The following is a 14,048-nucleotide window of genomic DNA, read 5'->3' as shown; positions in this document are numbered from 1 at the left end:
GATCTGCGTACGTTCTTCTCCGCGCTGAACAGCGGCAAGCTCCTGCCGGCCGGGCTGCTGACCCAGATGCGCAAGCCGCACCCCAACAGCGCCGGTCTCTTCGGCAGCTACGGCCTCGGGCTGTACGTGCAGGACCTGGGCCCGAGCTGCGGCGGCGTCGTCTACAACCACGACGGCAGCAACAACGGCTACGGGGCGCTGATGTACAGCACGCCCGACGGCAAGAAGACCCTGACCGCCTCGATCACCACCGGTGACGCCGCCGTGGACGTGGCGACGGAGTTCCCGAAGGCGTTGAACAACCTGGTCAAGACGGTGTTCTGCGACGGGCAGTCTCAGTAGACGGGGCCGAGCGGGCCTCGGGCATTGCCTGGAACAGGGTGTCGCGGACGCACAGGGGGTGCCGGTCGGGCTGGGCCGGCTCTCCCGCGGACACCCGACCGGTTGTCGCAATCGAGGACTCTCACGTTCATCGGCGGTCGGTAGCCGACGCGGGTGGCCGGGAGGCAGTCTGTCGACCATGGTCGAGGAGAAGAACGTGGGCAGGGTCTACGTCATCGGCGTCGGCATGACGAAGTTCGAGAAGCCCGGACGCCGGAAGGGCTGGGACTATCCGGCGATGGCCAAGGAGGCCGGCACCAGGGCGCTGGACGACGCCGGGATCACGTTCGAGGCGATCGAGCAGGCCCACGTCGGGTTCATGTTCGGCGAGTCCGCCTCCGGCCAGCGCGCGATCTACGAGCTCGGCATGACCGGGATCCCGATCACGAACGTGAACAACAACTGCGCCACCGGGTCGACCGCGCTCTACCTGGCGGCGAACGCGATCCGCGGCGGCCTGGCCGACTGTGTGCTCGCGCTGGGCTTCGAGAAGATGCAGCCGGGTCCGCTGAGCACCGCGTACAAGGACCGCGAGTGGCCCCTGCAGAAGCACGTCCAGGCGCTGGCCGAGATGCGTGAGTTCTCCTCCCCGCCGGCCCCGTGGATGTACGGGGTCGCCGGGTTGGAGCACAACGCGAGGTACGGCTCCACGCCGGAGCACTTCGCGAAGATCGCCGCAAAGAACCACCGGCACTCGGCGAACAACCCGTACGCCCAGTTCCAGGACGTCTACACCGTCGAAGACATCATGGACGCCAAGATGGTCTACGCCGACGCGGGCCTGACCAGGCTGATGTGCTCGCCGACGTCCGACGGCTCCGGCGCCGTGGTGCTCGCCGGCGCGAGGTTCGTCGAGGAGAACGGCCTCGGTGACCGCGCGATCGAGATCGTCGGCCAGGCGATGGTCACCGACATGCGCTCGACCTTCGACAGCAACAGCGCGATCAACCTGGTCGGCACGGACATGAGCCGGAAGGCGGAGGAGAAGGTCTACGCCCGGTCCGGGCTCACCCCGGACGACGTCGACGTGATCGAGCTGCACGACTGCTTCGCCCCGAACGAGCTGTTCACCTATGAGGCGCTCGGCCTGGCCGAGGAGGGCGAGGGGCACCTGCTGGTCGACAACGACGACACCACCTATGGCGGCCGTTGGGTGGTGAACCCGTCCGGCGGCCTCATCTCCAAGGGCCACCCTCTCGGCGCCACCGGCCTGGCCCAATGCGCCGAGCTCACGTGGCAGCTCCGCGGCGAGGCCGGCGCCCGCCAGGTGGACGGCGCAACCGTCGCCCTCCAGCACAACATCGGACTCGGCGGCGCCGTCGTCGTGACCGCCTACCAGCCCGCCAACCGTGGCGGCACGCTGTGACACCGCCGGCGTTCGGAGACACCGAAGGCCAGCCGGTCGCCTGCTACGACGCCACGGCGGTGCCTCATTCCGGGTCGCGGATGCGCGAGGTGCCCGCCCTCATGGCGGACACGCTGGAGGAGATCCGGCGCGACTACTTCGAAGCACGGGCCGGGGACCCCGGCGCGATCGTCGCCGTCCTGGTCGCGCCCGTCCGGAGCGAGGCGGACCTCGGGCTGGTCTTCGTGGCCGCCGACGGACCGCTCGATGGTTGCGGCGAGGCGAGCATGTTCGCCGCGATGCTCGTCCTCGGGTCCCGGCCTGAGGTGCGGCTCGAGACGGGCGCGGGCCTGATCATCGCCCGGTCTTCGGGGAAGGCCCGCATCACCCTCACCATGCCTCCGGGGACCTCCCGGGTCGACGTCGCCGAAGTCTCCTACGAGGGCAAGCGGCTCCAGGTCCGTACCGTGACGGCCGGAGGCAACATCTTCGCCGCGGTTTCCGCGGCCGAGCTGGAGTTGGAGGTCTCCGCCGCGGGAGCGCGCGCCCTCACCGAGCATGGCTCGGCCCTCCTCAGCACCCTCCGCGCGGGCCCGGCGCGCCCGCACATGATCCTGCTCACCACACCGGTGACCTCCGCGCGAACGACGAGCGCGGTGGTCTGGGGCGACGCGATCCTGAACATGGGGCCGTGCGGCACCGGCACGTGTGCTCGCTACATCCTGGCGGTCGAGGACGGCGACGTGGTTCCGGGCAGCCGCCTGGCACACGTGAGCCCGTTCGACAATGTCTTCACGGCGAGCTCCGTCGACGTTGATCGGCACGGTTCACCGGACAGGCAGATCCAGATCGAGATCTCGGGCCGGGTGACCGTGACCGGATCGGGCGGCCGGGGGTCAGGGCGCCTGCCGGGCGGCACTTCCTTCGTCGACTGAAGCCGATCGCAGCCCCAGCAGGGTCGCGATCTTGAGGCCGAGGTGGAAGGCCAGTCGATCCTCGCCCTTCGACAGCTGGGCGCCCGTCAGCTCCTCGATGCGCTGGAGCCGGTAGTAGAGGGTGGTCCGGTGGACGTACAACTGCTCGGCGGTCGCCGGCCCGTCGCCCGCGTTCTCGAGGTAGGCCTCAAGTGTGTCGACCAGTTGCCTGCCCTTGGCTCCCGAACTCAGGAGGGTGAGGAGGCCCCTCGGCAGACTTGCGGCACTCAGCTCCCCGTCCGGGATCCGGGCGAGCAGGCCGTACACACCGAGCTGGTCGGCTCGCACGATCGTGCCCAGGCCGTCGACGAGGCGAGCGACCCGGCCCGCCCGTTCGGCATCGCGGTGGGAGCGGTAGGCGTCGGCGAGATCGTCGACGACCTCGCCGATCCCGATCAACGGGGTGGTGCCCGGTAGGTCACGAACCAGGTCCGCGAGGAGATCCTGACAGAGGCGATCCCGTGCGCCGCCGCTGATCAGCGGATCCCTGTCCGAGAGCACCAGGAGTCCGTGGTCGCGCCGGGCCAGGGACAGGTAGCGTCGTTCGCTGAGTCTGCGGCCGGTGCCGTCGAGCCGGCCCTCCAGCGCGCCGCGCTCCTCGTCCGACATCGCTCTGCGGCCCGCGTGGAGGGAGACGACGAGGACGAACAGCGGCTCGTTCGGCACGAAGAGCTCGGCCTCCAGCAACTTCTCCGCCGCGCAAGAGCGCGCGGACGCATTGGCGGCGAAGATCAGCTCGGTCGCCAGCTCTCTCACCTGGGCTCGGTACAGGTCGGCGGCCTGCTGCTCGCGCTGCATGACCACCGCGAGACTGTCGGCCGCGCCGAGTGCGGTGGCGAGCTCATCGTCGGAGAGCGCGGTCCGGCCTTCCAGGATCCACAGGTACCCGACCAGCAACCCGTTCCGGCGGATCGGCAGGCACAGGCGTTGTTCGGTTCCGCCGATGCCCTCGTCGAGCGGCGGACGCAAGGGCCCGCGGGTGTTGAACGCACCGGCGGCGCGGAGCCACGCGGCCACCTCGGGAGGCAGGTCCTTGCGCAGGATCGTCCGCTGTCTGAGCAGGTCGATCGGTTCGTAGACGTGCGAGGAGAACGCGATCTGGTGCATCGTCGGGTCGTCGACGGACACGTTGCGTTTCAGGCTGTGGCCGAGAGCGTCCGTCAGACGCTGGAGTTCGGACGCCATGGTCACCATGCTATCCGGGCCACCCGGCGTCGAAGCTCCCCGCCGGCAGCCCCACGAGCCTTGCTCAAACTCCGGATCGCTCCTCGCCCCATCCCACGAGATGGCCGGGTACGGGCATGTCCGCCGGCACGTGGTCGTCCGGAATCGGGGCGCCGGCGACCACCCTGAGCGGGAGCTGACCTGCCCAGACCGGCCGGGACCGGTCGGCGGCCGCGTCACCGGCGTCACCGGTGCGCAGTTTGGCCGACGCCTCGGTGATCGGGACCGAGACGAGGAGCACGGATCGCAGCTCGGCGTCGGTGAGCGGACGGAGGAACGGCAGCCGCCCCGGAGCCAACTTGTCGATGAGCGCGTGCATCCGCGGCAGCACCTCGTCCGGGTCTTCGACGGCTCGGCCCTCGCCCATGACGACGGCGGAGCGATAGTTGACCGAATTCTGCAGGACGCTGCGTCCCAGGACGAGCGAGTCGATCACCGTGGCCTCGACGCACACCGGGGCCCCTGCCGCGACCTCGTTCATCATGCGGTTCTGCCGCGCACCATGGAGCAGCAACTCGTCACCGATCCTGACGTGCAAGGTCGGCAGTACGACCGGATTCCCGCCGTCGACGAAGGCCACGTGACACAGCAGCGCGTCGTCGAAGATCGAGCGAACAAGGTTCAGGTCGTACGACCCGCGCGCGGGACGCCGCCGAATCTTGACCCGGGCGCTGGCGGGGGCGGGTTTCCGGGGCTTCGACGATCGTTCGGTCATGGAGTAGATCCTTCCGGGCACAGGGTCGCAGCTCCAACGACGGGCGTCGGAAACTTCGATACGTCGCCCCGACACGCGATGCAAGTCAGGGGTGATTCCGGGCGAGCGGCGGCTCATCGGGGGGCGGTCGCCGTCGTAGTGTGACCGGCCCGGTCGGCACCGCGGAGCAGGCCAGCACCGCCCGCGAGCCCGGCGGAAGCGCCGGATCGACGAGATACGAGACCTCGCCCCGCACCAGGTCGAGCGCGCAGGCGCCGCAGGCGCCGGACCGGCAGGAGAAGGGCACCGCCACCCCGTGCTGTTCGGCCAGCTCAAGGAGCGTGCCATCGGCGTCCGTCCAGGTCGTGACCGTGCCTTCGGGAAGGTAGGTCACCGGGTGCGGGCCCGGACCCGGCGCGGGTCGCCGGATGGGCGGGTCGGTCGCCGGTGAGAGGAACGGGTCGGCATGGATGCGATCCACGTCGACCCCGGCTGCCCGAAGAGCTCGGGACACCATGTCCACGAAGCCGGCCGGGCCGCACACCAGTGCGTGCGCGTCGGCGTGGCTGTCGCCGGGCAGGACGTCGAGGACGTCGCTCGGGGTGGGACGTCGCGCGGCCGCGCCGGCCGGCCGGGTCTCGAAGAGCGTGGCCGTCCCGCCGGACCTGCGAGCGTCCTCGACGACCTCGGGCCACAGCGCCGCGCTGGCCTTGTCGGCGTCGACGTGCAGCACGCAGAGCGAGCGGCGGTCGGCGGCCGCCACCATCTCCCGCAACACCGCGGCCACGGGGGTGATGCCGATACCGGCGCTGACCAGGTACAACGGCCGCCGCTCCGGGGAGATCGCCGGGGCCCCGTACGGACCCGAGAGGAGCAGGCGGTCGCCGCCGGACAGCAGCGCGAGGCGCTTCGAGACCTCCCCGCGCAGCCGCACCGTGATCCGAAGCCGGTCGTCCCGCCGGCCGGAGACGCTGTAGGCGCGCCAGGTCAGCCCACCGTTCGCGGTGGGCAGGTGCACCCGGACATGCCGGCCGGCCGTCACCGGCAGCTGGTAGGGGTCGCGCAGCCACACGCTGACCGTCCGGGCGTCCTCGCGAACCACCGTGACGACCTCGGCCTCCCGTGGCCAGGTCCGCGTCGCCTCGTGGCGTTCCCGCAGCCCGTCCACGAGCCGGGCGGCGTCGGGCCGGCCGCCCACGACCACCGTTGCGCCGGCGCGAAGCCGGGCGGGCTCGACCAGGCGCGCGTAGACACCCAGGTGCGGGTGGCCGAGCGCTCGGGCGAGCATCGAGGGGAGCTCAAGATCCCGCTCCCCCGTGCCCGGGTTCGCCGACGTCGCGCGGCAACGCTGGATGGGGCGGATCACCTCGACCTCGTAGTCGCCGAGCCGGATCCGCCGCCCCACCCAGGACAGCTCGGCGAACGCGGGCAGGCCGTCGAGGTGGACGTTGGCGCGGAATCGCCGGGCGTCGAGCGAGTGGCCGGTGAGTGCCTCCAGCGCACGCACCGAGGCCAGATTGAGCAGGGACAGTTCGGCGTCCGGACAGTCCCACAGGCCCGCCGCGTCGGCGTGGACGAGGCGCAGCCCGGGCTCCCCGAACCACCGGCGCAGGACGGACTCCTGCTTTTCCTGAGGCTGGTCCGAACGCACCGGCGGCCCGCTCGGATGCGCGCGGTGGCGGAGCTCGATCGCGCCGGCCCCGAGCACCGTCACCGTGACCTGCGTCATGTCCGGATCGCGCGCCACCTGCTTGAAGGCCGATCGTGGCCGCCACGTCGTCCGGGGCGGCACCGGCTGGTCGCCGCGCGCGATCGCGAGCGAACGGTCGTGCCGCGCGCCGATGCCCGGCAGGACGTCGACCTCGCCGACCGGCACGCCCACGGCGCCCTTGACCGGGTACACCCACAACGCGTCGACGAGTCCGGCCGCCTGTGCGGGCGCGGATGCCCGGGATCCCTGTGCGGTCATCGGATCAAGGCCGGCCCAGCCGGTCACCATAGACCGGCTCCCGGCGCTCACGGAGCGCGGTGACGGCTTCCTTGGCGTCGGGCTCGGCGGCGAGACGTCCGGTCATCCGCTGCTCGAACTCGTAGCCGGCCTTCAGGTCCATGAACTCGATGACGTTCAGGGCCTCCTTGGCATGGCGCAGCGCGGCCAGGCTGTGCCGCGTCATCTTCCCGGTCAGGCCGAGCGCCGTGTCGAGCACGTCGTCGTCCGGGACGACCCGCAGCACGGACCCGAACCGGACGAGGTCGGCGGCCGGCCACGGTTCGGCCGTGAAGTACATCGCACGCATGATCGGTTGCGGGACCAGGCGGGCGAGGTGGGCGGCCCCGCCCATCACGCCGACGCTCACCTCGGGCGTACCGAAGCGAGCGCTCTCACCGGCCACGACCACGTCGCAGCTCGCGGCGATCGCCAGGCCGGTGCCGAGCGCCGCCCCCCGGACCGCGCCGACCACCGGAACCGGGCAGTCGTAGATGGACGCGAAGGCGTCCCGGACCAGCCGCATGCGCCCCGCAGCGTTGGACTCGGTCAGCGTGAGGAACTCCGCAAGCTCGTTCCCCGCGCAGAAGTGCTTGACGGCGCTGGTGAGCACGACCGCCTTCACACCCGGCAGCACTTCGTCGAACCGGCCGAAGAGGTCGCGGATCTCCTCGTACATGCTCAGGTTGACCGCGTTGACCGGTGGCTTGTTCATCGTCACGACGGTGGTCGCGCCATGTTCCCGGATGGACAGGTACTGGTAGGACATTCGATCCTCTGCGCTCTCGATCAGGTGGTCGGGCAGATGGGCAGCACCACGTGCGAGGGGTGCGAGGCGTCCCGGTAGACGGTCTGTGTCGCCGCGATCGGATCCCCTGGCGCGCCGCCGAGGTTGCTGTTGCGGTCGAACCGCGGGAAGTCGGCGGAGCTGATGTCGACGCGGATCCGATGGCCGGCCTTGAACCTGTTCGCGGTGACCCACATGTCGATCTCCAGCGGGTAGATCTCACCGGGGATGAGGGGTTCGGCGCCGCGATCGAGGTCGCGGTACCTCGCCCGCAGCAGGCCGTTCTGCAGCTGGACGGCCCGCCCGTCCGGGAGGACATCGCTCAGCCGCACGGCGAAGTCGGTGTCCACCGCGGACGAGCTCGCGTAGAGCAGCGCCCGCAGTTTGCCCACGACATCGACGTCGTGCTCCAGCGTCTGCGTGGTGTAGGTGAGGACGTCGCCGCGCTGCTGGACCCCGCTGACGTCCACGCTTCCGGCCGGATAGACCCAGGAGACGATGCTGCCGCCCACGGTCGGGGTCGGGTCGAGCGGGTCGTAGACGTACTGGTCGGCGGCCTGTCGCTCCTGGGGGGCCGCGGCGCTCAGCGTCCCGTCGGCGCCCAGGTAGAACGGCGTGTCCACGGCTTCAGGAAGCGGCCAGTCGTCCGCGGTGCGCCACTCGTTGGCACCCATGAGGTAGTAGATGACGCGAGGCCATTCGTCGATCGAGCCGTCCCGCACGGTCTGGTACCAGCGCAGCGTGAAGTCGACGTTGGACCAGTGGTTGTGCTGCAGCTCCGGGTGCTCCCCCATGCGTTCCTTGTATCCGGGGAGGTTGTGCGCGGACGGGGTGATGACGATCCGGGCCTGGGAGCGCAGCGGTTCTGGCGCGTTCTCGCGCAGGAGCTCCCAGGTGGCCAGCGCGTCGTTGATGAACCAGTCGTACCAGCCGGTGCGCAGCAGCGGGATCGCCTGGAAGTCGGCGACCTGCCGCGCGGGGTCGACGGCGGGCAGCGTGTGCCGGTCGATCGAGATGCCCTGGCCGAAGAGGGGCCCGATCTGCTCGACGTCGATCATGGTGATGTGGGGTGACCCGGTGATGCCCCGGATGAGGTCGGCCCGTTCCGCGCACGTCAACGAGCAGTAGTGCGCCCACAACCAGTCCTGCGCCTCGACCGGGGACAGGCCCTTGAGCGCGGGGAACGACTCCGCCAACTCCGCCGGCACCGGGCTGACGAACGGCTCGTTGAACAGGCCCGTCGACAAGGTCTCGTCCAGCATCATCGGTTCGAGCTGCCAGAACGGTATGTCCAGCTTGTCCGCACCGTGTCCGATCGTGCGCGCGAGGACGTTGAACATCATGTGGTACGACGCCGTCTTGACGCCCACCCCGATGCCGCTGACCTCCGGAAGTATCGTGGTCATCTTCGGGTGTGTCGCCATGGGCCACTGCACCTGGCCGACGTACGAGCCGCCGACGGAACCGATGAACCCGTCGCACCAGTCCTGGGCGCTGACCCACTCGACGAAGTCGTAACCGTCCTGCGGCTCGAACATGTAGAAGTCGTGGTCCTCGGGCTCACTGCCGCCCGTGCCGCGAAGGTCCTGCACCGCCACGACATAGCCCCGGCGCGCGAACGCGATGAAGACCGCCACCAGCCGGTCGGAGTCGCGACCGTAGGGCGTGCGCACCGCGACCACCGGGGCGGGCAGCTGCGGAGGCAGGTAGAGATCGGTGGCGAGCCGGACCCCGTCCCGCATCGTCACGAACACCGTCTCGATCGTGACGTCGGCCGCGGCGAACGCGACCGGCGTGCGCGGCTCCCTGCTCGCCAGCAGGTACTGGAGGTCATCCAACACGGTCATCTGTCGGCCTTCCCATCACTTCACGGAGAACGCGCAACACGTTCTCGCCGAGCACCTTGCGAATGTCCGACTCCTCGAACCCGCGGCGCACCATCACCTTGGTGATCTTCGGCAGGTCCGAGGGACGGGAGATCTCGGCCGGCGGGTACGCACGGCCATCGGGCGGAGGAAGCCAGCCGCCGAGCCAGCCGCCGAGCACGTTCTGGTAGTAGTCGTCGATGAAATCCGGTCCAAGGCCCACGTGATCGATGCCGGCCACGTGGATGACGCGTTCGATGTGGTCGACGACGCGATCGGCCGACGGACTGGTCGAGTCGATGAAGAACGGAATGGCGGCGGCGACCCCGATGACCCCGCCGAGCTCGGCGATCGCCTTGATCTGCGCGTCACCGAGGTTGCGGTGGCTGTCGGTGATGCCCAGGCACGCCGAGTGCGTGGCCAGGAACGGTCGCGTCGCCAGGGAGAGCACGTCCTCGACGCCGGCGATCCCGAGATGGCTGATGTCGAAGACGATGCCCAGCTCCTCCATCTCGCGAAGCGCGGTGACGCCCTCCGGGGTCAGGCGGCCGCGCGAGGTCGAGTCCAGGCCGCTGCCGTCGGCCAGGAAGGTACGGCCCATATGCGCCATGGAGAGCACCCGGACCCCCACCCGTGCCATGGTGCGCACCAGGGCGGGGTCCTGCCCGACAGCGTGGGCGCCCTCAAGGGCGATGATCAGGGCGATGCGCCCGGACGCGGTGGCGGCGTCGACGTCGGCGCCGGTCAGGCACACCGCCACGTCGTCGCGGTGGTCGGCGGCGAGCTCATGGATCCGCTCGACCAGCAGCAACGTCCGGCGCAGGGCCCCCTCGGAGTGGAACTGATCTTCGACGCAGATGGGCAGCACCTGCACGTCCACGCCCCCGGCACGCAGCTCAGGCAGCCAGAACCGGGCGAAATGATCAGGTTGTTCCCGCCGGTCGAAGTGGTCCACCAGGAGGATCAGGTCGTTGTGCGTGTCGACCACGACAGCGTCACCGTGCAGTCGATGCGGATCGGTCATTCGTGCCGGCTCCTCTCGTTCAGGTACGCCAGGTGCACGTCCTGGAGCCGAAGGAGACTCAGGACAGGGTCGCCGGGTCGCTGTTGCCGCCGCACACGACCACGGCTACGCGTTCGGTCGCCGCGGGCACGTAGCCGCCGGTGACGAGTGCCGCGAGCGGCGCGGCGGCGCCCGGTTCCGCGCAGATCCTCAGCTCGTCCCACAGGCGTTGCCGCGCGTCGAGGATCGCCTCCCCCGGCACGACCACGACCTCGTCGATCGCGCGCTGAGCGATCTCCCACGCGATGGCGCCGATCCGGCCGGCGCCCAGTGCGTCGGCGGCGACACCGCCGACGCTGATCGTCACCCGCTCGCCCGCCGAGCGAGCCGCGGCCAGCGTGGGCGAGCCCGACGCCTCGACGGCCACCACGCGCACGCGGCGGTCGAACCAGGCGGCCATCCCGCCGACGAGACCGCCGCCACCGCACGCCACGAGCACCGTGTCGACGTCCGGGCACTGCTCGTCCAGCTCCAGTCCGACCGTGCCCTGGCCGGCGACGACCTCCAACTGGTCGTAGGCGTGCACGAGCAGCGCCCCGGTCTCGGCCGCGCCGCGTTCGCTCGCCACCGCGGCCTGCGCGAAGTCCCGCCCGACCTGGTGCACGCGCGCGCCGCGGTGACGCAGCCTCGCGATCTTGACCGCCGGGGCGGTCTCGGGGACGAACACCTCGACGGCATGGCCGAGCCGCCTGCCCACGTGCAGCAGGGCGAGAGCGGCGTTCCCGCCCGAGGCGATGACCAGGCCCGCGGCGGGCACGTCCTGGGTCAGGACTCGATTGAAGACTCCCCTGGGCTTGAACGACCCGGAGTGCTGCAGCAGTTCGAGCTTGAGCGCCAGCGGTGCGTCGACGCCGAACGCCCCGGCCGCCACCTCGATGAGCGGTGTCCTTCGCACGTGACCGTGGATCCGGTCCGCGGCGGCCGCGACATCGTCCGGCGTGGGGACCGGGACCTCCGTGGCGGTCACCGCCGGGATCTCCCTCACAACGATCGGGAGATGAGGTCCTTCATGACCTCGTTGGCTCCGCCGTAGATCTTCTGAGCGCGCGCGTCGGCGTACAGGCGGGAGACGAGGTACTCCCGCATGTAGCCGTAGCCGCCGAAGAGCTGGAGACACCGGTCGGTGATGTCGCACTGGTTCTGGCTCAGCCACCACTTCGCCATCGACGCGGTCGCGGGATCGAGGGTGCCGGCGACGAACTTCTCGACGCAGTCGTCCAGGAAGACCCGGGACGCGCGGACGATGGTCGCCAGCTCGGCGAGCTCGAACTTGACGTGCTGCATGGAGAACAGCGGCGCGCCGAAGACCTCCCGGGTCTTCGTGTAGGCGATGGACTCCTCCAGCGCGCGTTCCATGGCCGCCACCGCGTTGACGCCGATGACCAGGCGCTCCCGGGGCAGGTCGCGCATCATCATCCCGAAGCCCGCGCCCTCCTCGCCCAGCAGGTTCTCCGCCGGCACCAGCACGTCGTCGAAGAACAGCTCCGAGGTGTCCTGGCTGTGCATGCCCAGCTTGTCGAGCACCCGCCCACGCCGGAATCCCGGCGCGTCCGCCGTTTCCAGCACGAGCAGAGAAATCCCGTGGCGACCCGCCGCCGGGTCGGTCTTGGCGACGACGATGATGAGATCGCATTGCGCACCGTTGCTGATGAACGTCTTGGACCCGTTGAGCACGTAGTGGTCGCCACTGCGCGTGGCACGTGTCCTGACGTTCTTGAGGTCGGTGCCGGCGCCGGGTTCGCTCATGCCGACCGCGCCGATGATGTCACCGGTCGCCATCCCGGGCAGCCAGCGCGCCTTCTGCTTCTCGGAGCCGTAGGCCACGAGGTAAGGGGCGACCACTCCGCTGTGCACCGGGTTGCCGAGCCCGGTGTCCCCGGAACGTGCCTGCTCGCTGAAGACGACGGCGTCGTGGGCGAACGTGCCCCCTCCCCCGCCGTACTCCTCGGGGACCTCGCAGCAGAGCAGGCCGAGCGCGCCTGCCTTGCGCCACACCTCCCGGTCCACGTACTTCTGCCGGTCGAAGCGTTCGAAGTGCGGGACGACCTCGGCCTGGAAGAAGTCGCGGGCGACCGCGCCCAGCGCGGCCCCCTCGTCATCGACCCAGCGCGGCCGTGCCCCGGTTGCGGTGCTCATCGGTTCTCCTGTCTCCCCCTGATGAAATGCGTTCAGTTCACGGCTCGGTCGCGCTCGCCCCAGAAACGCGCGCGCAGTTGCTTCTTGTCGACCTTGCCCAGGCCGGTGAGCGGCAGGGCGTCCAGGTACTCCAGGCTCTTCGGGGCGTGCACGGGTCCCTTGAGCTCGCGGACGAGGGCGATGAGCTCCTCGGGCGTCACGGTCGCGCCCGGGGTTCTGACGACGAAGGCCGTCACCGCTTCGCCCCACTTCGGGTCCGGAACTCCGATCACCGCCGCGGCCTTGACCTCCGGATGCCGCACCAGCGCGTCCTCGACTTCTCGTGGATAGACGTTGAACCCGCCGGTGATCACCATGTCCTTCTTGCGGTCGGTGAGGTACAGGAAGTTGTCCTCGTCCAGGTAGCCGACGTCGCCGGTGTGCAGCCACCCGTTCCGCAGCGTCTCCGCGGTCAGCTCGGGCTGCCGCCAGTAGCCGTCCATGACCAGCGGGCCGCGCACGCAGACCTCTCCCCGCTCGCCGACTCCGCACGGCTGATCGTGGTCGTCGAGGATGGCGACGTCCAGCGTCGGGTGCGGCTTTCCGCAGGAGGCGAGCAGCTTGGGCCGTCGCAGGTCGTGGTCCTCCTTGCCGAGGCACGTGACGGTGTTCGGCGCCTCGCTCTGCCCGAAGAACTGCACGAACACCGGCCCGAACACATCGAGAGCCTGCTCGAGCCGGTCGGGCGACATCGGCGCCGCGCCATAGAGGATCGTCTGCAGGCTAGACAGGTCCGCGGGGTGCTCGGCGAGGTGGTCGAGCAGCACGTAGATCATGCTCGGCACGAGGAAGGTCGCCGTGATCCGGTGCCTCTGGACGGTCTCGCAGAACTCCGCGGGATCGAAGCCCTTGGTGAGCACCATGCTTCCGCCCTGATGGAGGACCGTCGGCACGATCCCGGCGAGCGCGTGGGTCAACGGCGTCGAGCCCAGGAACCGGAGCTCGGAGGGGAGCTGCCAGTGCGCCACGCTGAGGTAGAGGTGCGTGACCAGCGAACGATGGGGGAGCATCACGCCCTTGGGCCGGCCGGTGGTCCCGCCCGTGTATCCGAGCAGTCCGATGTCGGACTCGCGGGCCAGGGCGGGGATGGGCCGGTCCGTGTCCGGGCCCGCCAGCACGTCGGACGCCGATCCGCCGCCGATGTGCAGCACCTGCGGCCCCGCTTCCAGCTCGGCCGCGAGAGCCGCACCGTGGTCGGCGTACCGTGACCCGTCGGCGACGATCGTGGTGATCTCGGCGTCGGCGCAGACGGTGACGTGGTCCGCCAGGGAGCCCATCGGATGTAACGGGGTGTACCGCGCGCCCAGCGACATCGCGGCGATCAGCGTGGCGAACGCCTCGGGCCGGTTGGGGGCGAGCATGGCCACGCCGTCGCCGGACTTCACCCCGGCGTCCTGCATGGCGTACGCGATCCGTGCGATCAGCCGGCGCAGCTGTTCGTAGGACATGTCACCGGTCGCGGTGATGAACGCGACGCGGTCCGGATGGTTCTGGAGCGAGCGGGAGACCATGTCGGCGAAGGTCGGCCGACGATAGAGATCTGTCATGTGAGC

At 70.2% G+C, this 14,048-nt stretch carries 11 protein-coding genes and 1 pseudogene; 3 read left to right on the top strand and 9 right to left on the bottom strand.

All coding sequences use genetic code 11. The annotated features are described in order from the left end of the window. The 3 genes and pseudogenes from ABZ815_RS19025 to ABZ815_RS19015 form a co-directional block, all read left to right on the top strand. Positions 1 to 342: pseudogene (locus ABZ815_RS19025) on the top strand (alkaline D-peptidase); the annotation flags it as partial. Positions 343 to 520: 178 nt separating this feature from the next. Continuing rightward, the gene (locus tag ABZ815_RS19020) at positions 521 to 1,747 is read left to right on the top strand and encodes a lipid-transfer protein (RefSeq protein ID WP_357699465.1); all 1,227 of its coding nucleotides are present in this window, start codon (positions 521 to 523) and stop codon (positions 1,745 to 1,747) included. Continuing rightward, on the top strand, positions 1,744 to 2,661 hold the full coding sequence (locus ABZ815_RS19015) for a proline racemase family protein (protein WP_357699463.1): 918 nt from the start codon (positions 1,744 to 1,746) through the stop codon (positions 2,659 to 2,661). Before ABZ815_RS19020 ends, ABZ815_RS19015 begins: the two co-directional genes overlap by 4 nt. On the opposite strand, the gene ABZ815_RS19010 is transcribed toward ABZ815_RS19015, so the two are convergent. From ABZ815_RS19010 to ABZ815_RS18970, 9 genes are all read right to left on the bottom strand, one after another. Continuing rightward, the gene (locus ABZ815_RS19010; RefSeq protein ID WP_357699461.1) at positions 2,623 to 3,885 is read right to left on the bottom strand and encodes a helix-turn-helix domain-containing protein; all 1,263 of its coding nucleotides are present in this window, start codon (positions 3,883 to 3,885) and stop codon (positions 2,623 to 2,625) included. The genes ABZ815_RS19015 and ABZ815_RS19010 overlap by 39 nt on opposite strands. 64 nt (positions 3,886 to 3,949) lie before the next feature. Continuing rightward, entirely contained in the window at positions 3,950 to 4,639 is a 690-nt protein-coding gene (locus ABZ815_RS19005) for a pyridoxamine 5'-phosphate oxidase family protein (RefSeq protein ID WP_357699459.1), read from the bottom strand. 85 nt (positions 4,640 to 4,724) lie between these two features. Then, positions 4,725 to 6,587, bottom strand: coding sequence for a 2Fe-2S iron-sulfur cluster-binding protein (locus ABZ815_RS19000; RefSeq protein ID WP_357699457.1), 1,863 nt, complete (start codon positions 6,585 to 6,587; stop codon positions 4,725 to 4,727). Between the two features lie 4 nt (positions 6,588 to 6,591). Next, positions 6,592 to 7,374 (bottom strand): enoyl-CoA hydratase-related protein, encoded by a 783-nt coding sequence (locus tag ABZ815_RS18995; RefSeq protein ID WP_357699455.1) that lies wholly within the window; start codon positions 7,372 to 7,374, stop codon positions 6,592 to 6,594. Positions 7,375 to 7,394: 20 nt separating this feature from the next. Next, the gene (locus ABZ815_RS18990) at positions 7,395 to 9,239 is read right to left on the bottom strand and encodes a CocE/NonD family hydrolase (RefSeq protein WP_357699453.1); all 1,845 of its coding nucleotides are present in this window, start codon (positions 9,237 to 9,239) and stop codon (positions 7,395 to 7,397) included. Then, positions 9,223 to 10,281: a membrane dipeptidase gene (locus tag ABZ815_RS18985; protein WP_357699451.1), complete on the bottom strand. Its 1,059-nt coding sequence runs from the start codon at positions 10,279 to 10,281 to the stop codon at positions 9,223 to 9,225. The genes ABZ815_RS18990 and ABZ815_RS18985 overlap by 17 nt, the downstream gene beginning before the upstream one ends. A 58-nt stretch (positions 10,282 to 10,339) precedes the next feature. Further along, positions 10,340 to 11,287 (bottom strand): serine/threonine dehydratase, encoded by a 948-nt coding sequence (locus ABZ815_RS18980; RefSeq protein ID WP_357699449.1) that lies wholly within the window; start codon positions 11,285 to 11,287, stop codon positions 10,340 to 10,342. 14 nt (positions 11,288 to 11,301) lie between these two features. Then, a complete protein-coding gene (locus tag ABZ815_RS18975) occupies positions 11,302 to 12,456 on the bottom strand; it encodes an acyl-CoA dehydrogenase family protein (protein WP_357699447.1) in 1,155 nt (384 codons plus the stop codon). 32 nt (positions 12,457 to 12,488) lie between these two features. Beyond that, complete coding sequence (locus tag ABZ815_RS18970; RefSeq protein WP_357699445.1) at positions 12,489 to 14,042, bottom strand: AMP-binding protein; 1,554 nt, start codon at positions 14,040 to 14,042, stop codon at positions 12,489 to 12,491. Positions 14,043 to 14,048: the final 6 nt, after the last annotated feature.

The sequence above is a fragment of the Nonomuraea sp. NPDC047529 genome (assembly GCF_040642995.1).
GTDB lineage: Bacteria > Actinomycetota > Actinomycetes > Streptosporangiales > Streptosporangiaceae > Nonomuraea.
This window is presented reverse-complemented; position numbering and strand designations above follow the sequence as displayed.